General features: G+C 59.8%; 23 protein-coding genes and 5 pseudogenes. 23 read left to right on the top strand and 5 right to left on the bottom strand.

The features are described from left to right. Positions 1-144: 144 nt before the first annotated feature. The 10 genes from EFD55_RS29680 (at position 145) to EFD55_RS29635 (ending at position 9,742) form a co-directional block, all read left to right on the top strand. A complete protein-coding gene (locus tag EFD55_RS29680; RefSeq protein WP_125850216.1) occupies positions 145-1,221 on the top strand; it encodes an ABC transporter substrate-binding protein in 1,077 nt (358 codons plus the stop codon). Further along, entirely contained in the window at positions 1,211-2,125 is a 915-nt protein-coding gene (locus tag EFD55_RS29675; RefSeq protein WP_125850214.1) for an ABC transporter permease, read from the top strand. The genes EFD55_RS29680 and EFD55_RS29675 overlap by 11 nt, the downstream gene beginning before the upstream one ends. Before the next feature lie 10 nt (positions 2,126-2,135). Continuing rightward, positions 2,136-2,915, top strand: a complete 780-nt coding sequence (locus EFD55_RS29670) for an ABC transporter permease (RefSeq protein WP_125850212.1) — start codon at positions 2,136-2,138, stop codon at positions 2,913-2,915. Beyond that, positions 2,902-3,951 carry an ABC transporter ATP-binding protein gene (locus EFD55_RS29665; protein ID WP_125850210.1) on the top strand — a complete coding sequence of 350 codons (1,050 nt, stop codon included), beginning with the start codon at positions 2,902-2,904 and terminating at the stop codon, positions 3,949-3,951. The genes EFD55_RS29670 and EFD55_RS29665 overlap by 14 nt, the downstream gene beginning before the upstream one ends. A gap of 2 nt (positions 3,952-3,953) precedes the next feature. Next, on the top strand, positions 3,954-4,550 hold the full coding sequence (locus EFD55_RS29660; RefSeq protein ID WP_125850208.1) for a cysteine hydrolase family protein: 597 nt from the start codon (positions 3,954-3,956) through the stop codon (positions 4,548-4,550). 55 nt (positions 4,551-4,605) lie between these two features. Further along, positions 4,606-5,085, top strand: coding sequence for a MarR family winged helix-turn-helix transcriptional regulator (locus EFD55_RS29655; RefSeq protein WP_125850206.1), 480 nt, complete (start codon positions 4,606-4,608; stop codon positions 5,083-5,085). A 33-nt stretch (positions 5,086-5,118) separates the two neighbouring features. Beyond that, entirely contained in the window at positions 5,119-7,482 is a 2,364-nt protein-coding gene (locus tag EFD55_RS29650) for a beta-glucosidase family protein (protein WP_125850204.1), read from the top strand. Next, positions 7,482-7,808: an XdhC family protein gene (locus EFD55_RS29645; RefSeq protein ID WP_125850202.1), complete on the top strand. Its 327-nt coding sequence runs from the start codon at positions 7,482-7,484 to the stop codon at positions 7,806-7,808. The genes EFD55_RS29650 and EFD55_RS29645 overlap by 1 nt, the downstream gene beginning before the upstream one ends. After that, positions 7,808-8,515: an XdhC family protein gene (locus EFD55_RS29640; protein WP_125850200.1), complete on the top strand. Its 708-nt coding sequence runs from the start codon at positions 7,808-7,810 to the stop codon at positions 8,513-8,515. The genes EFD55_RS29645 and EFD55_RS29640 overlap by 1 nt, the downstream gene beginning before the upstream one ends. 435 nt (positions 8,516-8,950) lie before the next feature. Further along, the gene (locus EFD55_RS29635) at positions 8,951-9,742 is read left to right on the top strand and encodes a nucleotidyltransferase family protein (protein ID WP_245438621.1); all 792 of its coding nucleotides are present in this window, start codon (positions 8,951-8,953) and stop codon (positions 9,740-9,742) included. A gap of 322 nt (positions 9,743-10,064) precedes the next feature. On the opposite strand, the gene EFD55_RS29630 is transcribed toward EFD55_RS29635, so the two are convergent. Next, positions 10,065-10,976: a LysR family transcriptional regulator gene (locus EFD55_RS29630; protein WP_125850198.1), complete on the bottom strand. Its 912-nt coding sequence runs from the start codon at positions 10,974-10,976 to the stop codon at positions 10,065-10,067. Here EFD55_RS29630 and EFD55_RS29625 point away from each other — a divergent pair. Both EFD55_RS29625 and EFD55_RS29620 read left to right on the top strand, forming a co-directional pair. Continuing rightward, positions 10,965-11,402 (top strand): nuclear transport factor 2 family protein, encoded by a 438-nt coding sequence (locus EFD55_RS29625; RefSeq protein WP_245438625.1) that lies wholly within the window; start codon positions 10,965-10,967, stop codon positions 11,400-11,402. The genes EFD55_RS29630 and EFD55_RS29625 overlap by 12 nt on opposite strands. After that, positions 11,399-12,187 (top strand): SDR family oxidoreductase, encoded by a 789-nt coding sequence (locus tag EFD55_RS29620; protein ID WP_125850196.1) that lies wholly within the window; start codon positions 11,399-11,401, stop codon positions 12,185-12,187. Before EFD55_RS29625 ends, EFD55_RS29620 begins: the two co-directional genes overlap by 4 nt. A gap of 114 nt (positions 12,188-12,301) precedes the next feature. Here the strand turns inward: EFD55_RS29620 and EFD55_RS29615 are convergent. Next, positions 12,302-12,814 (bottom strand): annotated as a pseudogene (locus tag EFD55_RS29615) (integrase); the annotation flags it as partial. 12 nt (positions 12,815-12,826) lie between these two features. Between EFD55_RS29615 and EFD55_RS33385 the strand changes: the two are divergent. Then, entirely contained in the window at positions 12,827-12,979 is a 153-nt protein-coding gene (locus EFD55_RS33385) for a hypothetical protein (protein ID WP_164737635.1), read from the top strand. Between the two features lie 29 nt (positions 12,980-13,008). Here EFD55_RS33385 and EFD55_RS29610 read toward each other — a convergent pair whose 3' ends face one another. Continuing rightward, a complete protein-coding gene (locus EFD55_RS29610; protein ID WP_205909807.1) occupies positions 13,009-13,980 on the bottom strand; it encodes an AraC family transcriptional regulator in 972 nt (323 codons plus the stop codon). 126 nt (positions 13,981-14,106) lie between these two features. On the opposite strand from EFD55_RS29610, the gene EFD55_RS29605 reads away from it, so the two are divergent. The 10 genes and pseudogenes from EFD55_RS29605 to EFD55_RS33380 all read left to right on the top strand — a co-directional run bounded on the left by EFD55_RS29605 (position 14,107) and on the right by EFD55_RS33380 (position 23,417). Then, positions 14,107-15,138, top strand: a complete 1,032-nt coding sequence (locus EFD55_RS29605; RefSeq protein WP_125850192.1) for an SDR family oxidoreductase — start codon at positions 14,107-14,109, stop codon at positions 15,136-15,138. A 152-nt stretch (positions 15,139-15,290) separates the two neighbouring features. Next, positions 15,291-15,488, top strand: a pseudogene (locus EFD55_RS29600) (alpha/beta fold hydrolase); the annotation flags it as partial. Between the two features lie 354 nt (positions 15,489-15,842). After that, the gene (locus tag EFD55_RS29595; protein ID WP_245438619.1) at positions 15,843-16,118 is read left to right on the top strand and encodes a LysE family transporter; all 276 of its coding nucleotides are present in this window, start codon (positions 15,843-15,845) and stop codon (positions 16,116-16,118) included. A gap of 475 nt (positions 16,119-16,593) precedes the next feature. Next, on the top strand, positions 16,594-17,718 hold the full coding sequence (locus EFD55_RS29590) for a sugar ABC transporter substrate-binding protein (RefSeq protein ID WP_125850190.1): 1,125 nt from the start codon (positions 16,594-16,596) through the stop codon (positions 17,716-17,718). An 80-nt stretch (positions 17,719-17,798) separates the two neighbouring features. Next, positions 17,799-19,352, top strand: coding sequence for a sugar ABC transporter ATP-binding protein (locus EFD55_RS29585; RefSeq protein ID WP_125850188.1), 1,554 nt, complete (start codon positions 17,799-17,801; stop codon positions 19,350-19,352). After that, positions 19,349-20,329 carry an ABC transporter permease gene (locus EFD55_RS29580; RefSeq protein WP_125850186.1) on the top strand — a complete coding sequence of 327 codons (981 nt, stop codon included), beginning with the start codon at positions 19,349-19,351 and terminating at the stop codon, positions 20,327-20,329. The genes EFD55_RS29585 and EFD55_RS29580 overlap by 4 nt, the downstream gene beginning before the upstream one ends. Next, positions 20,326-21,315, top strand: coding sequence for an ABC transporter permease (locus tag EFD55_RS29575; protein ID WP_125850184.1), 990 nt, complete (start codon positions 20,326-20,328; stop codon positions 21,313-21,315). Before EFD55_RS29580 ends, EFD55_RS29575 begins: the two co-directional genes overlap by 4 nt. Positions 21,316-21,406: 91 nt before the next feature. Continuing rightward, positions 21,407-21,754, top strand: a pseudogene (locus EFD55_RS29570) (trypsin-like peptidase domain-containing protein); the annotation flags it as partial. Between the two features lie 634 nt (positions 21,755-22,388). After that, positions 22,389-22,820: pseudogene (locus EFD55_RS29565) on the top strand (Fic family protein); the annotation flags it as partial. A 327-nt stretch (positions 22,821-23,147) separates the two neighbouring features. Further along, the gene (locus EFD55_RS33380) at positions 23,148-23,417 is read left to right on the top strand and encodes a hypothetical protein (protein WP_165504898.1); all 270 of its coding nucleotides are present in this window, start codon (positions 23,148-23,150) and stop codon (positions 23,415-23,417) included. A gap of 253 nt (positions 23,418-23,670) precedes the next feature. Here EFD55_RS33380 and EFD55_RS29560 read toward each other — a convergent pair whose 3' ends face one another. After that, a complete protein-coding gene (locus EFD55_RS29560; protein WP_125850182.1) occupies positions 23,671-24,051 on the bottom strand; it encodes a response regulator in 381 nt (126 codons plus the stop codon). Positions 24,052-24,576: 525 nt separating this feature from the next. After that, positions 24,577-24,848, bottom strand: a pseudogene (locus EFD55_RS29555) (BON domain-containing protein). Positions 24,849-25,304 lie beyond the last annotated feature (456 nt).

Here is a 25,304-nt window from a genome sequence, read left to right as displayed (position 1 = left end):
CCGATTTTCTCTGGTTATAGTTTGCATACAAATGATTTGATGTGCGCTCGGCACGTCTTCTGTTTTCGGCCCTGCCGATCCGTCGAGGTCGCTGACCGCGGTCACGATCGTCCATAACTGTGTATGTTCAACAGGGGTGCCACAATGACTGAACTCACCAGACGCAACACGATGAAGTTGATGTCCGCAGCGCTTGTCGCTGGTGTCAGCTTCTCCAGCCTGCCACGCAAGGCCTTTTCGGGCGGCTCCATCACGGTCCTGAATTGGCAAGGCTATGGCACGGACGAAAAATGGTCCGTCAAGGCTTTCACCGAAAAGACCGGCATTACTGTCGTTCACGACTACTATAGCTCGGAATCGGAAATGCTGACTAAGCTTCGCACCAATCCCGGCGCCTATGATCTTGTTATTATCAATGCTGCACGTTGCGCCCAGGCCGTTGCTGAAGACCTGCTACAGCCGATCGATTTCAGCAAGGTACCAAACGTCGGGGCGGTCGATGAGAACCTGCGCTCCAACCCGAACTTCAGCAAGGACGGCAAGAGCTTTGCAGTTCCGTGGGTGTGGGGCATGACCTCGCTTGCCATTCGTGAAGGCCTGCCGGTTCCAGACAGCTATGCCGTTCTGGCAGATGCCGCCTACAAGGGCCGCGTCGCAATGGACGACGATGCAATCATCAATGTCGCTGTCGGCGCCCTGATGAGCGGCCAGGACATCAACGATCCGAAGGATCTGGCCGCGGTCACGGCTGCGCTGAAGTCGATCAAACCGAACGTCAAGCTTCTCTGGTCCACGGAAGATCAGTGGAACAAGTCGTTCGCTGCCAAGGAATTCGACCTTTCGCTCTTCTGGTCGGGTGGTTCGGTGCGCTCCAAGCGTAACTCGAAGCTTCCGGTTCAGTTCGTCGTTCCCAAGGAAGGCGGTATCGGTTGGGTCGACGGCCTCGCCATCCCGGCCTCGGCGCCGAATGCCGAAGGAGCGCTTGCGTTCGCCAATTGGATGATCGACCCGGCATTCTACGTCGAATGGGCAACCAAGGTTGGGGCCCCGGCGTCGTCGAACTCGGCTGCTCTTTCCGCACTGCCGGCCGACGACCTAAGCCGCCAGGTCCACAAGCCCGAATACCTGAAGACGATGGGCATCATGTCGGCGCTGCCGGACGATCGTCGTGAAGCCTTCAACAACCTGTGGCAGGAAGTGAAAGCGTTCTATGCAGAATGACCAACTCACACTTGCGTTGGAGCGCGGACCTTCGGGTCCGCGCAATTGGCGCACGCTCCCGTCATGGGTTTCGACGACGGCCCTGTTGCTTCCGACCTATGGCTGGCTGACGCTTGCCGTCTTCCTGCCGTTGCTGACCATGTTCGTGTTCAGCTTCATGTCGGCGACACCAATGGGCAAGGCCCCTATCGTCTTTACACTGAAGCAGTATCGCGCCTTCATCGATCAACCATATCTGGTCGGAATCGGTATAACGTCGCTGCTCATCGGCTTTTGGACAACGCTGTTTTGTGCTGTGCTCGGCTTTCTGGCCGCCGTCGCGCTGGTCCGCTCGACGTTCGGCAAGACGCGCGAAATGCTCCTGATCCTGATCCTTCTTCCCTTCTGGACCAATGGTCTAGTGCGCGTCTTCTCTTGGACAATGGTGCTCCGGGAAAACGGCTTCCTTGACAATCTCCTGCACATGATTGCGCCCGAGGCCGGATCGATCGGCTTTCTTTATACGCGCTATGCCATCGTGATCGGTCTTGTTCACGGCTATCTGCCCTACATGATCCTGACTTGCTACATCGCCCTGGTGGCTATCGACGACGCGATCATTGAGGCTGCTTCTAGCCTCGGCGCACGCTGGTGGACCATTCTGTTCAAGATTTTGGTGCCGCTCGCCGCACCTGGCCTGATTTCCGGCTCTGTCCTGATCTTCATTCCGGTCATCGGTTCGTTCATGGAGCCCCGCATCCTGGGCGGCCGTGTCGGCGTCACCATGGGAACGGTGATCGAGGACCAGTTCACGCAGGCCTTCAACTGGCCGCTGGGCGCATCTCTGTCCTTTATGCTTCTGGCTGTCGTTCTCGCCATTTTCGCAACCTTCTCCGGCGTTCTTCGCCGTGGCGCGGCAGCGTAAGGAGAGGATCATGAAACCGCTTGGACGTATCTATCTCATCGTGATCCTTATCTTTCTCTACACGCCTATTCTCGTGATGATGGCGATGGGGTTCAACGCATCGCCGCTTTACGAGCTGCCGTTTAGCTTCTCGCTGCAATGGTATCAGGCGCTGTGGAACAACACCGTACTACTGACCGCCGGCCTGAACAGTATCATCATCGCCACAATCACCGCCGTGCTTTCGACAGCACTTGGGACAATGGCCTCAGTGGCTCTTTCACGACGGACATTTCGCGGCAAGAGCCTGTTGCAACTGATGCTGCTGCCGCCGATCGCCATCCCGTGGTTGATCACCGGCACTGCCATGCTGATCTTCTTCTATTGGAGCGGCATCGGGCGCGGCATGCATGCCCTGCTGATCGGCCACGTTGCCCTTGCCATTCCCTATGTGGTGTTGGTGGTCGGGACCGGTTTCCGAACCATTCGGGCCGATCTCGAAGAAGCGGCCATGAGCCTTGGTTCGACGCCGGTTCACGCCTTCTTTTCTATAACACTGCCGCTTCTTTATCCGAGCATTCTCGGTGCTGCACTGTTCGCCTTCGCCGTGTCGCTCGACCAGTTCGTGATTTCCTATTTTCTCGCAACGCCCGGCTACACCACGCTACCGGTGCAGATCTACTCCTCGATCCGCAAGGGCTTCACCCCTGAAATCAATGCGATCTCGACCGTGCTTCTGCTCGGCTCGATGACGATCATCCTGATTTTTGCGCGTTTCGCAAAGCCTGGAGACACCCGTGACAAACGTTAAAGTCAATTCCGTAGCCAAGACATATGGCACGACGCCGGTCCTGTCCAATATCACCACCGAGTTTCCGGAAGGTTCCTTCACCAGCCTCCTCGGCCCATCCGGCTCCGGCAAGACCACGCTGCTGCGCATCATCGCGGGCTTCATCAAGCCGGAACAGGGCGTCGTCACGATCGGCAACAACGATGTCACCGACATTCCGGTCTGGGGCCGCAACATTGGCATGATGTTCCAGTCCTACGCGCTGTTCCCGCACATGACGATCGCCCAGAACGTCGCCTTCGGCCTCGAACGCCGCGGCATCAAGGGTGCGTCCGCCCGCAAGGAGGTCGATCGCGCATTGGAAATGGTCCGCCTTCCCGGCTTTGGCGACCGCACGCCCAAGCAACTGTCAGGTGGTCAGCAGCAGCGGGTGGCGCTGGCGCGCGCCATCGTCATCAAGCCCAGCGTGCTTCTCCTCGACGAGCCGCTGTCGGCGCTCGATCGTCGCCTTCGCCAAGAGATGCAGGTCGAACTGCTGCGCATCCAGCGCGAGAGCGGCCTTACGACGATCTTCGTCACCCACGACCAGGAAGAAGCGTTGACGCTGTCCGACAAGGTCGCCATCCTCGATAGGGGTCGCATCGTCCAGATCGGCGAGCCGGACACGGTCTATGAACGGCCGCTGACCCGCTTTGCGGCCGAATTCCTCGGCGATTCCAACTTCCTGGTCGGTACGGTCGATGACGGTGCCGTGCGGCTGGCCGACGGTACGCTGGTGAGAACCACAGGAACACTACCAACCAGCGGCTCGAAGGTCACGCTTGCCGTGCGTCCGGAAAAGATGTCGATCGCATCCGGTCCGATGGACGGCAACAGCCTGACGGCACGCATCACGACTGTCATCTATGCCGGCCCCGTGCTCTCCTACCTGTTGGAAACCCCCGACGGTCTGCCGCTGAAGCTGTTCGCGCAGAACCGTGACGGCACGGTGCTAAGCGATGGCGAAAGCATTACCTTGAGTTGGGCTCCGGAACATACGGTCCCGGTTGCGGATTGATCATGACAACCGCGTCGTTCTCCAAGAATACGTTGCACGTCATCATCGACATGCAACGTCTGTTTGCCGAGGAAACGGCGTGGCATACGCCGGCAATCGCCAATATTCTTCCGAACGTGCTGGCGCTCAGCCAAGCGCGGCCGTTCGACACGGTCTTTGTCCGGTTCGTAGTTCCGCAGAGCGCGGAAGACGCCAAAGGCCGCTGGAAGAACTACTATCGCCGCTGGTCATCGGTGACGCTGGATGAACTCGATGTCGCCATGCTGGATCTGGTCGCGCCCCTCGCGGCGATCGCCGGTCCAGGCTCCATCGTCGACAAGGAGACTTACTCGGTCTTTGGTTCGCCCGACTTCAGCGCGCGCTTGCAGGGATCAGGAACGGATACGTTGATTTTCTCGGGCGTCGAGACCGACGTTTGCGTCTACGCCAGCGTTCTCGATGCGGTGGATGCCGGCTACCGGGTCATTCTGGCCGCGGATGCGCTGGCAAGCGGCGACATGAAGTCACACGCCATGGTAATCGAGACCTTGGCGCCGAGGCTTTCGGAGCAGATTGAAATTTTATCGACAGAAGCCATCCTGAATTTATGGCGAGACTGAATTCGGCAATGCGATTGCCGGTCATCACGACGAACAGGCAGATTTGAGGGATCCGATGGACGTTCCGTTCAAAAACAAAGGCGGCCGCAGGAAGGCAGTAGTGCCCGAGGTTCACGGCCAGCAGACTCAGTATGCACTTGGCGAACAGATCGGCTTCTATCTGCGGCAGGCCAACCAGCGGCACGTGGCGATCTTTGCGGGCCTGATGGCGGAGAAGCTGACCACGACCCAATGGGCAGCGCTGGTCAAGCTCAAGGAGTTGCAGCCCTGTTCCCAGGGCAATCTCGGCCGTGAGACGGCGATGGATATGGCGACCATCAAGGGCGTCGTCGACCGCCTCGTCAAGCGCGGGTTTGTTCACACCGCGCCGGATGCGACAGACGCGCGGCGTCTTGTTTTGACGCTGACTGCAGAAGGGGAGGCGACAGTCGCGCGAAATCTGTCAATCGCGCTGCAGATTTCACAGGAAACATTGAGCACCCTGACGCTTGCCGAGCGGATGATGTTGATGGAACTCCTTCAAAAGATCTGTTGAGCGACGCCCGTCCCGTAACGTCGGAGAGTACCTATGTTCCAGCCCAACGAAGACGAAATCCAGTCGCTTGTCGGCCAGATGACGGTTGCTGAGAAGGTCGATCTTCTGAGCGGGCGCGGGCTGTGGAAGACGGCATCGATCCAACGGCTCGGTATTCCATCGATTGTCATGACCGATGGTGCCCATGGCGTTCGCTACTCCACAACCCAGATCGACGCCGGCGACAATGACGAAGACAGCCTCCAGGCGTTTCTGGCGGTTGTCGGCCAACAGGCCGATGCATCAGGCGGCATGTTCGGCACGACACGTCCTGCAACCTGCTTTCCAAACGGCAATCTGCTTGGCTGTTCCTGGGACGTCGATCTGGCCTACCGCATGGGTGAGGCGCTGGCGGCGGAATGCCAGGATTTTGGCGTTCATCTCCTGCTTGGGCCAGGCATTAATATCCGCCGCACACCGCTTGCCGGCCGCGCCTATGAATACTACTCCGAGGACCCTCTCATCAGCGGGGACATTGCCGCAGCTGTCATCTCGGGCCTACAAGACAATGGCGTCGGCGCCTCGTTGAAGCATTTTGCCTGCAACAATTCCGAGATCGAACGGACCACGACCAGCTCCGATGTCAACGAGCGGGCTCTTCGCGAAATCTATCTGGCGGGCTTCGAACGGGTGATCGGAAAGAGCGCGCCCTGGACTGTAATGAGCGCTTACAACCGGCTGAACGGCATCCAGGCAGCAGAACATCACTGGTTGCTCAGCACGGTGTTGCGCGAGGAATGGGGCTATGACGGGCTGGTCGTCTCCGATTGGCACGCGATTAAGGACCGTGGTGCGGCGCTCGCTGCCGGGACGGATCTCGACATGCCGGAAAGCCAGCCACGCAAGGCCCGCCTGCGGGCGGCGATCGAGGCTGGTGATCTGGCGCCCGAGGTGGTCGATGCCGCCTGCGGCAGGGTTCTGGCCTTAGTGCGAAAATGCAAGATGCACGAGCGGCGGGGCGCGCCGGCGGATCTCGACGCGCACCACGCGCTGTCACGTGAAATCGCGGCGGAATCGATCGTGCTGCTGCGCAACGACGGCAAGACGCTTCCGCTTGATCCGGAGCGCCTGCGCGAGCTTCTCATCGTCGGCGACGGAGCCGTCATCCCGGTCATCCAGGGCTCCGGGTCGGCCACCACCAATCCGTATCGCGTCGACAGTCCCTTCGTTCAGATCGCCGCACGGGCGGGAGATCGTTTCAACGTGCGGCATTTGCCCTTCTCCTCCGCCGCGCAAGTGGGCCTCTCGGCCTCGATCAAAGCGATCGTCCAGGCCACATCGGGCGCCGATGTTGTCGTGGTGTTCGCGGAAAACGAAAAGAGCCGCCACGGCGAGGGCAACGACCGCGACACACTGAAGCTCGCCGCCAGCCACGACGCCCTTATCACGGCGCTGGCGGCAGCCGGTCGCAAGCTCGTCGTTGTACTCTCGATGCCGGACACGGTCGAAATGCCGTGGATCGGGGATGTCGACGCGGTGCTGGCCAGCTTTTATGCCGGGCAGGGCGGTGGCGAAGCTCTGGCGCGCATCCTATTCGGCGAACAGAACCCTTGCGGCAAGCTTTCCGTCAGCATGCCAGCGCGCATGCAGGATATTCCAGGCTGGCACACCTATCCCGGCGAGCATGGGCGGCATGTCTATAGCGAGGGTGTTTTCGTCGGCTATCGGTTCTACGATCTCAAGGCGATCGCCCCGGCATTCCCCTTCGGGCATGGGCTTAGCTACACGACATTCGCATATGAGACGATCGAGGTCGACAAGGGCGAGATCGGCGCGGATGCGGGTTGCACGGTGCGCGTCACCGTCAGCAACAGCGGCTCGGTCGCCGGCAAGGAAGTGGTCCAGCTCTACGTGCGCCCGCTTGCGCCCGGTCTGAAGCGGCCGATCCGTGAGCTCAAGTCTTTCGCCAAGCTGGATCTGCAGCCCGGCGAGGCAAGGACGGTGAGTTTCACGCTCACGCAGCGCGATTTCCGCTATTTCGACACGTCACGCTCGGCCTGGGTCTTGGATGCGGAAGCTTTCGTGGTCGAGGCCGCGGCATCCTCCCGAGACATCCGCTTGTCCGCCACCCTGTCGTGCCGCCCGGAATCTTCCGCGCTGCCCGTCCTCTCGCCCAACTCTCCCACGGCGCTCGTCTTCGCTCATCCGAAAGCAGAGACTGCCCTTGTCGACTTCTTCTTCGCGGCGCTTTCGATTTCCAGCGCCGAGGCCACGGCACTTGTCGCCAAAACGAAAGGGTCCTTCCTCGGCTTCTACGACACCCTCAGCTGGTATGTCGGCGATAGCGTCAAGGAGAGCGATATCGCCGGGGTCTTCGCGCGATTGAACGACCATCACGGGGAGGCTCCGTCAAGTTGATGCCGGGCATCTATCCGAACGATCCGCTTTTCGTGGCCGAGGCATGGATTGGCGAAAACCGATCCGTCGCCATCGCAACGGTCATCGAAACCTGGGGCTCGGCTCCACGTCCGGTTGGCAGCCATCTGGTCGTCGACGCAGATGGCAATTTCGAAGGCTCTGTTTCCGGCGGCTGTGTCGAAGGTGCGGTCATCACGGCCGCGGTCGATGTGATTGCCGGTGGCATGGCGCAGATGCTAGAGTTCGGTGTCACGGACGAGACCGCCTGGCGCCTTGGACTGTCCTGTGGCGGTCGTATCCGCGTTTATGTCGAGAGGCTCGACTGATGCAGCTTGCCAGCCTGCAACGCCTAAACGCTGCGCGCCGCAAACGGATCGCTGCGGTTTTGCTGGCTGATCTTGACAGTCATGGCGAACGCATCGTTCTAGAGGGTGATCCGCTTGAGGGGCCGAGTGCAGATTTGATCGAAGATGCCTTTCGCTCCGGCCGCTCGATGGCGTTCGACTCAATCGAGGGCAGAGGGTTCCTGAACGTCTACTTACCCGCGCCGCGAATCGCCATTATTGGCGCCGTGCACATTAGCCAGTACCTGACGCCGATGGCAGGACTTGCTGGTTTCGATGTGCGTATCATTGATCCGCGCACGGCCTTTGCGACTATCGAACGCTTCCCTGGTGTGCCTCTCTCCACCGACTGGCCTTCCGATGCTTTTCTGGTCGATCCGCTCGACCGTTACACGGCCGTGGTTGCGCTCACCCATGATCCGAAGATCGATGATCCTCCCTTGGTCGAAGCGTTGCGGACGGGCTGCTTCTACATCGGCGCGCTCGGCAGCAGAAAGACGCATGCTGCGAGGATCGACAGGCTTGCGTCGGAAGGTTTCACCCCCGATGCGCTTTCAGCAATTCATGCTCCGGTCGGGCTCGATATCGGGGCTTCCAATCCCGCCGAGATCGCTGTGGCGATATTGGGCGAGGTCATTCAAGCACTGCGGTCGCGCCCTCTTTCGTTATCTGGGGATGGAGCACCATGAAATTCGGTCAGTTCTGCAACGTTGACGGCAACTTCGCGGTCTCGAACCGAGTCGGCGAGCCGGGTATCGCGGGCAGCCATGCTGCTGGCCCGACAAGTTCGCCGAGGCCGCCTGATATGATTCAAACCACGAAAACGCGCTACTAGTTCGTCAGCCTGATTGCAACGGAGCTTCCACATTTGAAGCCGTCTTGTGGCAATCGGCTGAAGCGGGAACGGCGCGCGACACACAATACCGGGGCTCTCGCGGCGTCATTGCGACAGGTTGTGGCGACTAGGGATGAAGCGCCGCAACTCGTCTTTGGTACGTCCGCCGTAATCGATGATGCTGACTTGATCCCGCAGGCCATTCGTGAGACGGGCGGCCACGTCCTACGGGTGGGCATGCCTGTCGATCCCTGCAATCTCATGGTTCTCGGCCAGATCGGCACCTGTCATGTCCTTGGCGCTCCGGGCTGTGCCAACAGCCCCGAGCGGCTTCGACTGGATATTGGAGCGCATTCTGGCGGGTGAAAGTCCCGCTGAAGATGATATTATTGGAATGGGTGTCGGGGGGCTTGCTTCGAAGATCCAGACGCGGCCGATGCCATGTGAGCCCGTGGAGGAGAAGTCGGTGAAGCCAATAGTGACGATCGTGCTCCTGGCTGCGGGTATGGCGACGCGCATGGGCTCGAGCGGCGGCCACAAACTGCTGGCCGAGTTTGACGGGATGCCGCTCGTCCGCCGTTCGGCGTTGACGGCGAGCAATAGCCATGCCGAATCCGTGACTGTGGTCGTCGGCCATCGCCAGGACGACATCCGAAAGGCACTCTCAGATCTGCAATTGAACGTCGTCGCAAATCCGGATTACGCGTCGGGGATGGCAAGCTCGCTGGTGATAGGCTTTGCCGCTGCCGAGGCGAATGGTGCTGACGGTGTCCTCGTCATGCTCGCGGACATGCCGGGTGTGACCACCAGCGATCTCAACCGGTTGATTACGGTCTTTCAAAATAGCAAGGATGTATCGATCGTCCGTGCCATCTCGCAGGGCAAGCGCGGAAATCCCGTCATCCTGCCGCGGTCCCTGAACGATGCCGTTTTGCGACTGACGGGCGACATCGGCGCCCGCGACCTGATCGAAACCTCCGGGCTGTCGGTGATTGAGGTCGAGATTGGCGACGCGGCGCAGATCGACGTCGATACGCCCGAGGCCATCATCGCGGCCGGGGGCATTCCTGCGGAAAGCTGACGGAACTCTATTTCGCAAATGTTCTCATCTACAGCCACGGTTCCGCAAGTGCCTGTTATCTCACGGATCGAAATAGTGAGTCTACGGTTCGATTCCCATCAAGAGCTTCGTCATCAGATTTCTCTTCACAGCGATTTCCGGACAGTTGATTACCGCACGCGGGTACCGGACATCAATATCAAGCCAAGATAACGCTCTTTGGGAAGCGTTTAAGGATGTCAGGTAAACGGTCGTTTTCCTTACATGCGTTGGATGCCCTCCACCGGAGGCAAAATCGGCGGTCTCATTTGGGAATACCGTGATGTTAAGCGCAGCAGCAGGCTCAATGCTGCGCGAGCCGTCCGGCCGCGTAGTCGCGAGCAAGCGCGATAAAGGCCTGGAAGGCGGCGGAGGAATTGCGCCGATTGGAATAATAGAGGCACAGCGGCACGAGCGGAGGCGTCCAGTCTTCGAGAATGCGCACGAGCCTTCCCGCTGCGATATCTTCGCGGACATCGGTTTCCATGAAATAGCCGATCCCCACGCCGTTCGTTACCGCGGTTCGGGCCAGGGAGGCCTCGTCGAGGGTTATCGGACCCTCGACGTCTAGCTGCAATTCTTCGCCGCCCTTCTCGAACCGCCATCGGAACAATGCGCCATTCGGTAGCCGCACGCGAACGCAGGGGTAGGTGAGTAGCTCGTGCGGCACCTGGGGGATAGCCCTGTTTTCGAAAAAGGCTGGAGATGCGGCAACCGCCATGCGTCGCATCTTACCCAGCGGTATGGCGATGGCGTCGCTGGGCACGAGATCCGCGCTGCGCACGCCCAGATCGAAGCCGGCCGCCACGACATCAACAAGCCGCCCCTCGGTGACGATGTCGATATGAACCTGCGGATAGCGCTGCAAATAGCTTAGAACCAGCGGCGCCATGATCTCGCGCGCCGCGGTCGCGAAGGCATTGATGCGCAAGGTACCGGACGGCGTCTCCTGCTGGGAGCGCGCCGTGTTCATCGCTTTTTGAATGTCCTCGAGCGCTGATTTGATCTGTGCGACGAAAATCCGCCCCGCATAGGTGAGGGAGACGCTGCGTGTTGTGCGATTGAATAATCGCACGGCAAGCTCCCGTTCGAGCTTGGCTACCGCATTGCTGATGGCCGTGGTCGACATGCCAAGATCGAGGGCCGCTGCTCGAAACGAGCCGCACCGGACGATGGCGAGAACCGCTTCAAGTTCGATCAGCGAATGGCGAGTCATTATCCCGATCTCCGTAACACGCTATGCCGATTTGTGTCGATTATCAGGCGAGAAGTCTATGGCTATTTAAGTCTTGTCACCATCGAGGAGATGAACATGTCAATGGACCTACCCAAACCAATCGCTGACTATGTCGAGGCAAACGCCCGTCTCGATATCGACGGCATGATGAAGCCCTTCCTGCGCGACGCCGTCTTTATCGACAACGGCAAGCATTTCGAGGGGCAACCGGCAATCCGGCAACTGTTCGAAGAGGAAGTGATCCCGGTGAAGGCCATCTTCGTGCCCGATACTGTTCGGGAAGAAGGCGGTGATGTCATCGTCGAAGGTCCTGCGCATGGTGATTTTCCAGGGAGTCCGCTCCGCTTCACCTATCGCTTCACGCTGGCGAACGACGCCATCAAGACTCTGGAGGCCACGGTATGAGCATCCAGGCAGATCCCAACGAGTTCGCTGGCAAGCGCGTCCTCGTTAGCGGTGGCACCAAGGGTCTGGGCCGCGCCACGGTCGAGCGCTTCCTAGCCGGCGGAGCCCGTGTTGTCACGGCCGCCCGCACGATCAAGGATCCCATCGAGGGCATTGAATATGTCCAGGCAGACCTGACCACGGCAGAAGGTGGTGAAGCGTTCGCCAAGGCGGCGCTCGAGCGGCTCGGCGGCATCGACATCCTTGCCCATGTTATCGGAGGCTCGGCTTCGCCGGCGGGTGGCTTCGCCGCGCTGACGGACGACCACTGGCTCGCCGAACTGAACCTTAACCTGCTGGCGACCGTCCGGCTCGATCGCTTGTTGATCCCGCAGATGCTTGAGCGGGGCAAGGGCACTGTGGTGCACATCACCTCAATTCAGTCCGTCCTGCCGCTGCCCGAGTCCACGACAGGCTACGCCGCCGCGAAAGCCGCGCTGAGAACCTACAGCAAGTCGATCTCGAAAGAGCTTGGTCCCAAGGGCGTGCGGGTCAATTCCGTCTCGCCCGGCTGGATTATGACTGACGCCACTGGAGACTTTCTCGAAATGCTTCGCAACGCCAATGGCGGCACGATCGAGGACGCGCGGCAGTCCGTGCTCAATGCCTTGGGCGGGATCTCGATCGGGCGCGGAGCCGAGCCTGAGGAGGTGGCCGACCTTATCGCCTACCTTGCCTCCGACCGTGCTGCTGCGATCCACGGCGCCGAGTTTATCATCGATGGCGGGACTATCCGCACCGTCTGAGGGTGCTTCCTGGCGTTCGCGCGGGAGCGGACGCCGGGAGATAGTCTACTCTTGCCGATGGATAAAGCCGTCGCGGGTTGCCAATACGAACAGTTGGCATCGGTCGGTGGCGTCTGCGCGAACCGCAAGGCGGATGGCTGATTTGAGGGCAGGGGAGGCGAAAGCACCATCGAGGCCGCGCCATTTCGTCAGGGTCGACCAGTTCGTCAGCCGGCGGCGCACGGTCGCCGGCGCATGCGGACCGGGAGATTTCAGGAAGCCTTGGCGCCGGAGGTTGTCTTCCACATCGGCCGGCATGCCGTGATCGGGATCGGCCGCACGCTTGTCTGGATCCCACAGGTGATGGGCGACAAACTTCAGGAGCAGGGCTTCGGGCGCCGGCCAGGGCAGGGACCGTCCGGTGGCCGCAAGCCCCCAGGCTTCGAGATAGGTAAGATCAGAGGTCAGTGCCCGCAGCGTGTTGTCACCCATGCCCTGGTTGACGAGATGGCGCAGCGTCTCGACATCACTGTCCGTCAAAAGCTCGGCGAGCTCGTCGCGGCGCTCCATCGGCAAGACGGCGGCGATGGTGTCGAGCTCTTCGGCGCGTCGCTCGACTGCGGTCAGTGATGTATTGGGTTTGGCCACGGAGGCTCCAAGATGGTTGGTATCAGCGGCCATGACAGCCTGCTTTGCCCCGATTCTTGCTTGTCGATCGGCCTGATCGAGTGGAATCCAATTCGTTGTATTGATACCGCTTTTGCCTTCCAAGATCACTGGAATCTTCTTGGTCGGCCGGAATGCGCCAATTAGCGGACTTGTGCCCTGCTAAGCCCACCTCGTTAGACGGCGTTCGTAGTCTTGCCGGGCAACGCCTCTCCTGACGCATCCCCGTCCGCAACGTGCAGAGAACTTCTGTAGGCCATCGGAGAGCTGCCGCTCACGCGTTTGAATGCGTTGCTGAAGGCGCTCTCGGACGTATAGCCAAGGGAGCGCGCAACAACCGATACGGGCGTCTTTTCCGCTCGCAGGGCGCGTTCTGCCAGGCGCATCCGCCACTCTGTAAGATAAGCAAGCGGTGCGACACCTGCTGCCTTTCTGAAGTGGAATGCGAAAGATGTCCGTGACATCGCGCATGCTTTCGCAAGCTCCTCCAGATGCCAGGCGCGAGCCGGGTTGCCATGCATCAGGCGCAGCGCAGGCGCAATTCGCGGATCGGCCAGCGCGCGCAACCGACCGGCGGGCAGGCGGTTCGACGTGTTGAGATGGGAGCGAAGGATCTCGATGAACAGCAGTTGGGTCAACTGTGCCGACGCAAGTTGGGCACCCGGCTGCCCGACGTCCCTCTCTTCGATCAGCCGATCGAGAAGCCACCGGAATATTGTCGCATGGGGCGATGACGCCCGCGTGTGAATCCAAGGCGGCAGTATGTCGGCCAACATCCTGCCGCGGATCGGATCGAGCAGAACATGGCCGCCGATATGCGCGAAATCTCCCCCATCGCCGAGCGTCGCCATCGTCCTGCCGCTGCCGGAAAACAGGTCCATGGCATCAAGCGGCGCAACGCTCAGGTCGCTGGCGAGAACGAAGCTCCGACGTTCCGCCAGGAGTCCCACGTCGCCGGTTTCAAAGTGCCTGGGCTCCGCTTCGCCCTCGAGCTTGACCCAGCAGCTACCCTTGACCACTGCAAAGAACTTGATCTTATCGCGCCCCGGAAAACGGATCGCCCATGGGCCGCCAGCGGTGAAGCCACCTGTAACCACGGCCTCTGCATTCGTGAGCTTCAGGATTTCGGAAAAGGGATCCACGCGCATTCTCGTACTCTCGCGCAAGTAAGCTGCACTTTCAAGCATTCACAGTACGGAAGCTTCGTTTTAGCTTCTGGCCATCACGCGTTCCGCAATCGAATGCGGCGGGACTCGATGTCTGAGAGGAACGATATGACTGATGAACTTGTACTCGTGACCGGCGGCACCGGCTTCATTGCGCAACATTGCATCCTGGCTCTGCTGAATAACGGCTACCGCGTGCGCACGACAATTCGTTCGCCACAGCGGGAAGCGGAGGTGCGCGAGCATCTGAGGACCGGCGGCGTGGATGCAGGGGACCGTCTGTCGTTTGTCCCCGCCGATCTCAATGCTGATCCGGGATGGCCGGAAGCCGTCGCCGGATGCGCCTACGTGATGCATGGCGCTTCGCCAACGCCGTCCGGCGACCAGACCCGCGAGGAAGACTGGATCGAGCCCGCCGTCAACGGAAACCTCAGGGTGTTGCAGGCTTCGCGGGATGCCGGGGTCAGGCGCGTCGTGCTGACCTCGGCCTTCGGCGCGATCGGCGTCGGCCATGCACCCGACCATCGGCGACCATTCGACGAGACCGACTGGAGCAACCTCGCCGGCAATGTTGCGCCCTATCAAAAGTCGAAAACCCTCGCCGAGCGCGCCGCCTGGGATCTTGTCGCGCGGGAAGGCAATGGGCTGGAGCTCGCAGCCGTCAATCCGGTCGCGGTTTATGGGCCGGTTTTGGGGGCGGACTATTCCCATTCCATCCGGCTGATCGCCAACATGCTGAATGGGCATATGGGATCCCTGAATGTCAACTCCTGCTGCGTGGACGTGCGCGATGTCGCGGACCTGCATCTGCGCGCCATGACCGATCCCGCCGCCAGAGGAGAGCGGTTTCTCGCGACCGTTGGCGAAAGCATGCCGATGATCGAGGTGGCAGAGCTGCTGCGGCTCCGCCTGGGGAAAGCCGCCGAGAAAGTCTCGACGCAAGTTTTGACCGACGAACAGGTCCGCATCGCCGGTGAGACGAACGAGCAGCTCAAGGGGATCGTGCCGCTGCTCGGATACGATATGAGTGCGACGGGTAAAAAAGCCGAGCGGCTGTTAGGCTGGGCTCCACGATCAACGGAGGAGGCAATCCTTTCCTGCGCCGAGAGCTTGATCCGGCTTGGACTGCTTCGCAGCTAGATGAGAGGCGAAGCGAAGAGCCCGAAAGCGGCTTTTTCGCTCTCCATTGCGCGCTGGCGCCTTTATGAACTCGATCCATTCAGCGGGGTCGAACCGCGATGGCGCTTTGTTTCTTCTGCGTGATGGCAGATACTTGTTGCCCTTTCCGCTTTCGCCGCACCGTGGCACTAATCAACCGGCCGACACTGGTAATTGCCGGCGAGCACGATACGGTGACGGCGGCCAGCCATAGCGAGCTGATCGCCGCGACGGTCCCCGGCGCGAAGCTGGTTGTTTTGCCTGCGGTTCATCTGTCGAACGTCGAATACCCAGCTGAGTTCATGCGGGCGGTACAGGATTTCCTGCGCTGACCGGTACGGTTGCATGGGGCATCGGCAACCACGCTACCAGTTCTTTTATCTAACCACGGTGGCGACCTAATCGGAGACCACTCTATGAGCGCGCTTTACAGGCGTTCTTATCGAAGTGTGGGTGCACCCATCAGGGGTTACCGTGGGAACAATTGGATCGTCGGGTTCGTAATGTTAGATTGGATTCTGAGAACCTCAAAGTGCGAAGGCTTGATTAAATGATGGCATCCGGTTTCATCGCCTATTCTACGGCTCTGGCTGTCGCAGCAATTATTCCCGGTCCGCAAATCGTCGCGATTGTCGCTCATGCCCTGAAGGGGGGGATACAGCCGGGCAGCCTGGGCTACCGCGGGGATGGTGGTTGGCGACGCGCTCTACCTCGCAAGTGTGCTGGCAGGCCTCGCCCATATAGCGGAAACGTTTAGTTTCCTTTTGATTGCGATCAAATGGGCCGGCGTCGCTTATCTGTGTTGGCTGGCGTTTAATTTTTGGACTTCACAGGTCATTATCGCGCCGTCTGGCGCCGGGCGCGCACCCTGCCGGGGTTCTCCTGGGGTGCGACAACCAGACAATCCGTCTCCACGAGCTCGCTCGCGTTCAGCTCTCGACAGTCTTTTGCAGCGAGAATGAAAAGAAACGGATTTAGTCGGTTCGTCTAGCCTAAATCCACGTATCCCAAGTCGACCGAGCCATTCCGCAAGCTAGCAGCTTTGGGCGACTTAGGTGCCTTCGAGCCTGCTCGAGGCATGGGCATCGGGCAATTTCGTTGCTACGACAAGTTCCAGTGCACCACGGCATCGTGTGAAGTCAATTCGTGGCGGCAAAAGAGCAGCTTTAAGACGGGCCCCGGCGACCTATCTGCTCCGGATGAGCCTGAGAATCCGCGTTAATCAGGTCATTGCGTGCTTCTTTACAATCATAATTGGCAGCGCTAACATCGGCTGCGTGACGCCCTCGGGAGGAGCCCATCCGGCGTCATTTGGATAGCGTATCGACATGCACTGCCGGACCGGCAACCGACTGCAGAACAAACTGCAGCGGACAGTCGATGATTCCGACACCCATTCGATGCCGATCCGAACATGGCAACAAATGGGAGGATTCGATGTACAAGACATTGGTCGGCGGCCTTCTCGCCGCGGCTGCATTTACGCTTTCCCACTCCATGGCTCTTGCCCAACCGGAAATTGTCAGCGGGCCTGCGGCCGAGGGTGACTGCTTCGTGCCGTGGACGGCAGATACCAAGTTCTTCAAATTTCCGAAAAAAGACGGGCCTTATCGCATCGCGCTCGCCAATGGTTATATCGCCAACACCTGGCGCATTCAGATGATCCAGACGGCGAAAGCCTATGCCGCTCAGCCGGATGTCGCCGCCAAACTCAAGGAGTTCAAGGTCGTTTCCACCGGTGAGGACGTGCCGGCGCAGATTTCGGCGATCAACAACTTTATCGATTCCGGTTACGACGCCATCGTCGTCAATGCCCAGAATCCGACGGCATTCGGACCGGTCATCAAGCGCGCCAAGCAGGCCGGCGTCGTCCTGGTCGCCTTCGACAATATTCTGGATACGCAAGACGCAATCAACGTCAACGTCGACCAGAAGGGCCTTGGCGTGTTGTGGGCGAACTGGCTGGCAAAGCACCTGCCTGACGGCGGCAAAGTTCTCGAGGTGCGCGGGGTTGCCGGAACGTCAGTCGATACCGACCGCCACAACGGCATACACGAAACCTTGGATGCCACCGGCAAGAAGTGGGATGTCGTCGAAGTGCTCGGCAAGTGGGACGACCCGACGGCACAGAAAGCCACCGCCGACGCGATAGCCGTGCACAAGAAGTTCGATGGCATCACTGCGCAGGGCGGCGATACCGGCGTCGTGCAGGCAATGATCGATGCCAAACATCCGTTCGTGCCTTTCGGTGGCGAAACGGAAAACGGCTTCCGCAAGTTCTGCGCCAAATATGCTGGCGAAGGCCTGAAATGCTCCTCGGCCGGCACCGGGCCTGCCCAGGTGGCGGTTGCCATCAAGACGGCGATCGCGGCACTTGAAGGACAGGTCGTGCCGCAGTCCATCAAGCTGCCGCTGGCAATCGTCGAAGACCCGAACTTCAAGGAGGGCCAGGACTTCTATCCGGATCAGTCGGACAATTTCTTCGTCGGCAACGCTTTTCCGACCTGCGGCATCAATTTCACCGCACAGGAGATCATGGGGCAGTCGAAGGAAAACCAATAGGCCGAGCCCGCCGGATCGCTTGATCGGCGCGCCGCGGCTCTGCCCGCGGAGCGCGAGAAACACCTGCCCCGAGGACATTCATGACGGCACCAGAAAAACCGGCGGCAACCCCGCTCTTTGAGATGAGCGGTGTATCGAAGCGTTACGGCGGCGTGCATGCGTTGGAAAACGCCAAACTCACCGTGGAAGCCGGGAATATCCACGCCATTCTCGGCGAGAACGGCGCGGGGAAATCCACGCTGATCAAGATCATGGCCGGCGTCGTCGCGCCGGATGAAGGCCGCATGCTGCTCGACGGGCATCCGGTGTCCTTCCGCTCCCCGGCCGAGGCTTCCGCCGCCGGCGTCACCTGCGTATTTCAGGAACTCTCGCTGATCCCGGACCTCAGCGTTGCCGACAACATCTCTATCGCCGCTCCGCCGCGCCGTTTCGGCCTGATTGACCGCAAGGCGCAACGCGTCATCGCCGAGGAGATGCTCGCGCGGGCAGGCGCCAGCGACATTCATCCGCGCGAGCTGGTCAAGGACCTGCCGCTCTCGCGCCGACAACTGGTGGAGATCGCCAAGGCGCTCGCCTGGAAACCGCGCATTCTCATTCTTGACGAAGGAACGTCGGCACTGACGGCAGCCGATGTCGCCGAGGTCTTCTCCGTTTTGCGGCGGCTGAGGTCCGAAGGGCTGGCACTCATTTACATTTCTCATCGCATGCAGGAGATCGCCGAATTGGCGGATCAATGCACGGTCTTGCGCAACGGCCGCAATGTGGCGAGTTTCCCGGCAGCCACGCACAGCGATGGCGAGATCGTCGAAATGATGATCGGTCGGGAATACAGCCGCGCCTTTCCGCCGAAACCGGAACGGGTTGCGAAGGATGAAGTCCGTCCGGTCCTGGAATGCCGCAAGCTCGGCTGGGCGGATACGCTGCACGACATTTCGCTTACCGTCGGTCGTGGTGAAGTCGTCGGCCTTGGAGGCCTGGATGGACAAGGGCAGCGCGAGCTGCTGCTTGCGCTCTTCGGCGTCCTGCGCGGGACCACAGGTTCCGTCCTTGTCGACGGCAAGGCGGTTACGCTCGCAAGCCCGGCAGCGGCAAAATCCGGACAGATCGGCATGGCGCTCATCCCCGAGGACCGCAAGACGGAAGGCTTGATGCTGCCGATGACGGTCCGGGAAAATCTATCCTTTGCGGTACTGGACCGGGTGTCCAGAGCGGGGGTGATAGATCAGGAAAAGGAAGAACGGCTGATCGAGGAGATGGTACAGCTACTGGCGATCAAGACGGCAGGACTTGACATTCCGGTCGGAGCGCTCTCCGGCGGCAACCAACAGAAGGTCGTCATCGCCAAGTGGCTGATGCGCAAGCCGCGGATCATTCTGCTCAACGATCCGACACGCGGCATCGATGTCGGCACCAAGCAGGAGATCTATCAGTTGCTGCGGCGCTTGGCCGAAGCAGGAGCAGCCATTCTCTTTTATTCGACGGATTACGGCGAGTTGATCGGCTGCTGTGATCGCGTTCTCGTCTTGTACAACGGCAGCATCAGACGCGAATTGACGGGCGACGGCATCACCGAGCATGCGCTGGTGGCGAGCGCACTGAATGTCGGTAGCGAGAATGTGGGGAGCGCGGCGTGAAGGAGTGGCGTTACCGGTTGGGCGAACGGCGCGGCGCGGTGATGGCAGCCGGCATATTCGTCGTCATGTTTGCAATCTACGTCTCCAATCATCCCGCTGGACTGACGGCCAATGTCGTCCAGACCGCGGCGAACAAGGGCGTGCTGCTTGCCTTCGTCGCAATGGCTCAGACGTTGGTGGTGATCACCGCCGGCATCGACCTCTCGGTCGGCATGATCTTCATCCTGACCAATGCGGTGGCTTCCTGGCTCGTGCTCGGCTCGCCGCTTGAAACTGCTCTTGGCGTGATGGCCGTCCTGGCAACCGGTCTTGCCTGCGGCGCGCTCAACGGCGTGATCGTCATCTATGGACGGTTGCAGCCGATCGTTGCCACGATCGCCACTGGCGCTGTGTTCTTCGGCATCGCCCTCCTGCTGCGACCCTTTCCCGGCGGATCGGTCAACGAGGAACTGGCAGACGTCATGACCGGCAAGGTCTTCGACCTCTTGCCGGCCAGCCTAGTCGCTCTGATCGCCGTCGTTCTCGTCATATGGGTGCCGTTCAGCCGCTCCCTGATCGGGCGGGCAGCCTATGCCTCCGGTTCATCGGAGATCGCGGCTTATATGTCCGGGCTGCCCATCCGCCGCGCGAAATTTACCGCCTATGCGCTCGCCGGTCTTCTTGCGTCGATTGGCGGGCTCTTCCTCACCTTCTTCACCTTCACCGGCGAGGCAGCCTTTGCGAGCGGCAATGCCTATACACTGTTCTCAATCGCTTCGGTGGTGCTCGGCGGCGTATCCCTGTTCGGCGGCAAAGGCAGCGCGATCGGCGCAATCTTCGGAGCCCTCGCCTTCCGGACCATCGGCGACCTCCTCTTCGTCTTCGATTTCGATCCGCTGTGGCAGCCACTGTTCCAGGGTGTGGTGCTGCTCGTCGCGGTGAGCCTTGGCGCGTTCGCATTGTTCCGTGTGCGCAATCGCCTGGAATGGTTCGAATGAACGACCTAATGCGCGAACACTCAGTGACCCGGATTTCCAAGTTCATGCATCGGCTGGACCCGGCCATCGCCACCGCCTTCGCCTGCATTTTCCTGCTGCTCATCATCGGCAGTTTCTATTCGGCGAGTTTCCTGTCGCCGGAATATCTCCTGCAGCAGTTGAAGGTCGCATCCTTTCTTGGCGTCATCGCCACAGGCATGATGATCGTCGTGCTGCTCGGCCAGATCGATCTTTCCGTACCGTGGTCTGTCGCCGTCGGCGGAATGATGGCGTGCGCGGCTGCCGCTTACGGCCCACTCGGCGAGGCTCTGGCCATTCCCTTCGGCATTGCCTGCGGCATGGCGATCGGGCTCGCCAACGGGATCGGCGTCGCCTATTTGCGCATCCCCTCGATGATCATCACGCTGGCGACCAACGCCGTCGCGCAAGGACTGATGGTCGTCTATACTGGCGGCTTCTCGCCGCAGGATTCGGCAACATTTGCGATGCGCTATCTGGCAACCGGCTTCCTTCTGCCCGGGCTACCCAATGCCGTTCTCATCTGGGCGGTCGTCGGCGCCGCAACGGTCTTCGTCCTTAACCGCACGACATTCGGCCGGTCCGTCTATGGTATCGGCAATCGGGAGAGTGCCGCCTATCTTTCCGGAATCAATACCCGCCGGATCATCATGACCGCCTTCATTGCCTCAGGGGCGCTGAGCGCCTTCGGCGGTGCCCTGCTTTCTGGGTATGCCTCGAAAGCGGCGCAGTCCATGGGCGATGCTTATCTCCTGCCTTCGATCGCCGCCGTCGTCCTCGGTGGAACCTCTATCCTCGGCGGCAAGGGCTCCTATCTCGGCACCGTTGCCGGCGTGATCCTGATTACGCTGCTGCAATCGATCCTCTCCGTCATGCAGATGCCGGAGGCAGGGCGGCAGATCATCTACGGCGTCGTCATCATCGCCATGCTTTTGCTTTACGGCCGCAGCCCAGCCAACCGGCAATAGCGCGCCTGCGCTACTGCAACGCCGGATCAATCGCAGGACCACCGCACCGCCCGTCAGTCCGGCACCCGCCGGGCCAGAAGGAGCGTCTCTCCTGGAACAAACTGAGACCAATGATTTGGCGGTCGTGAAGATCACGGCCGGCGAGGCACTAAAACCGCTAGCATTCCGAAAGTCTGCAACAAGGCTTGGCGAGGATATTGTTGCGGTGGGGTACCCTTTGGCCACGCTGATCGCAGATTCCCTGAAGATCACCACAGGCAACGTGAACTCTCTAGCGGGGATCTGCAACGACACGAGCTACGTAACAGCTCGACACCGATCCAGCCGGGGAACTCTCCTTCTCGGCATCACGAGCGCCACTCTGTCCAAGCGGACTGCGGATGAGATCGGTATCACTGCTCAGAACGTGAACTTCGCCATCCGCGCGTCGGTCGCCGAGCGTAGCCTTCACCCCTGAGACGCCGAATCTTCTCCAAACCCAGCTTCCCGCAAACTCCGTAAACCTTCCGGCGGACAATGCGGCCACCGCTCAAGCGTCGCTCGAAGTTCCCCGAGCCCGGAGTGGCTTCGTGCGACTCCCAAGGGAATAGCGTCGATTAAATCTGCGGCCAACGGGGATGCGAAGACGATCGTACAGGCGCCAAACGGAAGTCCCGTGGAAGTCGCTGAACTACTAGACGACTGGTATCGCGTCGCTGTCGTTTGTCGCCAAATGTGTGAACTAAGGCTTCTGGTTCCACGACACGGCGGGCCCGGTTTCGAAAGGTGGTGAGGGTCTTTTTCTCAATTGCCATCGCTCTGTTTCTCCTCAAGCTGTCTGACGCTCAACAGCTAGCAGTCCCGCGCCACGACGGTCTTGTTCTCAAGGTATTCGTCCAGTGCGCCGGTCGCAAGTCGCCTCTCAGCATGAACTCACATGATGAGGTCTTCGGGTCGCATCCTTTCAAGGCGCTCGACTGGGCGCACGCTTATTTAAGAGCGCTTACCTTAGCTGCTTCGTTATTTAAGCGAAGGCCCACTTGCTTAAATAGTAGCTGAAAATCATAATCAGCCTATGTCTGATTCCGAGCTATCTTTACCTGAAGACCCATCGAACGGAATACTATCGACTGCTCCAGGAGGTCCGCGAACACGGCAGTTGGGAAGGTTGGCTCGACTTCTTCCTTGCCGGCGTCGCCGACACCGCAAACCAGGCATTTGACGCCGCCACTCGGATCGTCGAGGTGTTCAAGGAAGACCGCGAGCGCATCACAACTGAAAGCGACCGAGCCGGTTCAGCGCTTCGCATCCATGATCTTTTTCAGCAAAATCCGTTCCTGACGGCAAATCAGCTTGTTCAAAAGACGGGCCGATCGGCCCCTACCGTCAATGCGGCACTCACCGATCTGGAGCGGTTCGGCATAGTTGAGGAGGTGACCGGCCGCAAGCGTGGTCGCGTTTTCAGCTATAGACGGTATCTCGCGATCCTTAGTGAAGGCACCGATCCTCTTCCCGCAGCAGTTTGAAAACCAACCAATTCACCGGTCTGCGGTTCGAGTCCTATCGAGGCGGCCAAGCCGAAGGGGCCGACCGGGGTGACAATTTCGCGCCGGCTCGCCGAGCAGACTTTCGGTAAAACTCGATTTTCAAGTTTTTCCGCGAGTGAGGATTATCACCGGCGTCCACGAAATTTCGCCATTCATTGTCTTTTCGAGGAGAAGTTTGTGCAAGCGACGCTGGAACTAACGGCCGATGGTCATGTTATCCATTCGTGCTCCATCGCGACAAGGGCGCTCCATCAAGAATACTAGCTTGATGATGCTGCGAGCGATCACGCCTTGGAGGATAGTACGATGGACGATAGTGAGAAAAAAGAAGGCACTGCGGGCGTTATGCCTAACCGGCTAAGCGTCGTCCCGCCAGAGCGTGAGGGTCAGGCAACCTTAACCGCCCAACAAGAAGAGATCGTAAAGGCCTACCGCGCCGGCCGAATGGACGAGATGCAGTTTCAGAGGTATTTGACCGACGATCCTATTATCGCCGAGTATGTTCGCCGGATCGCGCACCCGCGAGATGATCCGCGACCTGCGGATTGGGCACGCGCCAAGCGTCGCGATGGATAGCGCAGGCAACAAAACCCACCGCCATTCCGCTACTCGGCTGCAAGATTGGATGCGCGCCAACCCCGATCATCTGGCGCTGATCGCTCTCCAGCACCGCCAGAGTCCAATAGTCCGGTTCCGCGCCGAGACCGTCGATACCTGGACGACGGTGATGCGACCGTCACTCTGCTTGAATGGTCTGGCCCAATAGAATGCGCCCGGAACTAGCGGGTCGACCGGCCTTCCCGTTCCAGCGTCCAGAGGTGGCGTGTCGTCATGTCCCGGACTTACGCCGACGGTCGGACCCGTACAAGACCGTCTCGACGGCTTCCACAAGCTGCTCAGGCGAGGCCGGCTTCATCAGAAGATGACCTTCTGCGAACGCGGGTTCCAGCTCGGAAGCGGATTCGGTCTCGCCCGAATAGAGAATGAATGGAATGTCGCAGCCGACGAGATGCCGCGCGACGGCAGTGCAGACGCCATCCGAGAGGCGAGGGTCGACGATTGCGGCGGACGGCGAGTTTTCCTTCAGCCAGGAAATGGCGCCCGAACCGGTCGAAAGCGTTACGAAGCTGCGCTGGCCACATCCCTCCAGAACCGTCTCGATATCGAGCGCGATGAACGGTTCGTCTTCAAGGATAAGGATCGTAGGCATATTTTCCCTTCTGGGGCAGCGCAAGATTATCGAAAACGACCGTGCCTGTCACGTCCGACTGAAGTCCGAAGATCCGTCCGGAGCGGCCGTCAATCAAAACTTCGTGGGTATCCACTGCTTAATTTAGCACTTTCTCATCTATCCGTCGTTGACTTTCGCTGTCGGTGAATCATGTCGCTTACAGAAGTAGGGAGAGGCGGCTCCATGCAGAAAGCAGTCCTGGTAATGGAGGATTGAACCGCTCATTCGCTTCGTCACGGTCGACGTCCTCGAAGACGACGGTTACGTGGTCTGTCAGCAGGCCCCGGATTCGACTGCGCCCATTGCAGCACCACCTGCGGCTCCTGTTACCGTCGACGACTGCGCGCAGGCCAACGTCATGCCAACAACGGCAATTCCCCTTTGATATTCATCTGTTGCCTCCTTTGATGCGGTTGGTTCCGCGGGGGGCCAAACCGTAAAACAGAGGAACTGTTTGAGGACTTCAGACCGCGCTATCGCACCTTAGTCCTAGCCCCCTGTCGGCTACTGCATGGGGTAACGGCTCAGCATCCGGTCCTGCACGTTCTCCTGACCGACGATCATCGCCGCAAGGGAGATGGCTTTATCACGGTCCGCGGCGTTCGTTATGTAGCCTTCGAGCGGACCACAGGGCCGAGCATCCTGATCTCGATGGCACTGATGTTTATATCCTGAGCGGCGGAAAGGGCCGCTTTGATCATCGCGATGGTCGAGGCCGAACTATGGCCCTGCAAGCAGCACTCTTCGTGGCTGGCATCGTCGGAACCGAACTTCATATCGTCCTCTGGGTCGTTGCCCTCCACGAACCCTCGGATTACCACAAAACCTAATATGAGAAGCGGGTTATGGAGTCGCCAGTCCGACTTAGGTCCGTCTTCCCCTCGGCGCTACCCGGCTTAAATTTTACTGATCCTTGTTGAAAGGACACCAGGGAGGTTTTGGCAATGTTGCCGTTCCCAGTCAGAACCTCCCTGGTGAAGTTTTGTCGATCCATGTTGGGCGTCGCATTTTGGGGAATAAAGGGGCTATCCATGCAAACGGTCGGGATCGATCGTTGTTCGTCCGTTGAAGTACTTCGACGACTTCGCCCAGTAAAACGCATCCGGAACCAAACTTGCTGCAACCATGACGCCTACTCCCATGACCTGTGAATGATACAGAAATCCTGGAAAGGAGAATGCCTTAGCTTGTCCATGTCGCATCAGGTGGATAACGATCGCCCGTCGACTTAA

This window comes from Rhizobium pisi, assembly GCF_003938655.1.
GTDB lineage: Bacteria > Pseudomonadota > Alphaproteobacteria > Rhizobiales > Rhizobiaceae > Rhizobium > Rhizobium pisi.
Note: the sequence above shows the minus strand (reverse complement) of the source record. Positions and strands in the feature narration are given on the sequence as shown.

Coding starts and splice junctions, on each gene's coding strand:
- EFD55_RS29680 (WP_125850216.1), top strand. CDS start 145: ATGACTGAACTCACCAGACGCAACACGATGAAGTTGATGTCCGCAGCG.
- EFD55_RS29675 (WP_125850214.1), top strand. CDS start 1,211: ATGCAGAATGACCAACTCACACTTGCGTTGGAGCGCGGACCTTCGGGT.
- EFD55_RS29670 (WP_125850212.1), top strand. CDS start 2,136: ATGAAACCGCTTGGACGTATCTATCTCATCGTGATCCTTATCTTTCTC.
- EFD55_RS29660 (WP_125850208.1), top strand. CDS start 3,954: ATGACAACCGCGTCGTTCTCCAAGAATACGTTGCACGTCATCATCGAC.
- EFD55_RS29655 (WP_125850206.1), top strand. CDS start 4,606: ATGGACGTTCCGTTCAAAAACAAAGGCGGCCGCAGGAAGGCAGTAGTG.
- EFD55_RS29650 (WP_125850204.1), top strand. CDS start 5,119: ATGTTCCAGCCCAACGAAGACGAAATCCAGTCGCTTGTCGGCCAGATG.
- EFD55_RS29645 (WP_125850202.1), top strand. CDS start 7,482: ATGCCGGGCATCTATCCGAACGATCCGCTTTTCGTGGCCGAGGCATGG.
- EFD55_RS29640 (WP_125850200.1), top strand. CDS start 7,808: ATGCAGCTTGCCAGCCTGCAACGCCTAAACGCTGCGCGCCGCAAACGG.
- EFD55_RS29635 (WP_245438621.1), top strand. CDS start 8,951: ATGTCCTTGGCGCTCCGGGCTGTGCCAACAGCCCCGAGCGGCTTCGAC.
- EFD55_RS29625 (WP_245438625.1), top strand. CDS start 10,965: ATGGCGAGTCATTATCCCGATCTCCGTAACACGCTATGCCGATTTGTG.
- EFD55_RS29630 (WP_125850198.1), bottom strand. CDS start 10,976: ATGACTCGCCATTCGCTGATCGAACTTGAAGCGGTTCTCGCCATCGTC.
- EFD55_RS29620 (WP_125850196.1), top strand. CDS start 11,399: ATGAGCATCCAGGCAGATCCCAACGAGTTCGCTGGCAAGCGCGTCCTC.
- EFD55_RS33385 (WP_164737635.1), top strand. CDS start 12,827: ATGGTTGGTATCAGCGGCCATGACAGCCTGCTTTGCCCCGATTCTTGC.
- EFD55_RS29610 (WP_205909807.1), bottom strand. CDS start 13,980: ATGCGCGTGGATCCCTTTTCCGAAATCCTGAAGCTCACGAATGCAGAG.
- EFD55_RS29605 (WP_125850192.1), top strand. CDS start 14,107: ATGACTGATGAACTTGTACTCGTGACCGGCGGCACCGGCTTCATTGCG.
- EFD55_RS29595 (WP_245438619.1), top strand. CDS start 15,843: ATGGTGGTTGGCGACGCGCTCTACCTCGCAAGTGTGCTGGCAGGCCTC.
- EFD55_RS29590 (WP_125850190.1), top strand. CDS start 16,594: ATGTACAAGACATTGGTCGGCGGCCTTCTCGCCGCGGCTGCATTTACG.
- EFD55_RS29585 (WP_125850188.1), top strand. CDS start 17,799: ATGACGGCACCAGAAAAACCGGCGGCAACCCCGCTCTTTGAGATGAGC.
- EFD55_RS29575 (WP_125850184.1), top strand. CDS start 20,326: ATGAACGACCTAATGCGCGAACACTCAGTGACCCGGATTTCCAAGTTC.
- EFD55_RS33380 (WP_165504898.1), top strand. CDS start 23,148: ATGGACGATAGTGAGAAAAAAGAAGGCACTGCGGGCGTTATGCCTAAC.
- EFD55_RS29560 (WP_125850182.1), bottom strand. CDS start 24,051: ATGCCTACGATCCTTATCCTTGAAGACGAACCGTTCATCGCGCTCGAT.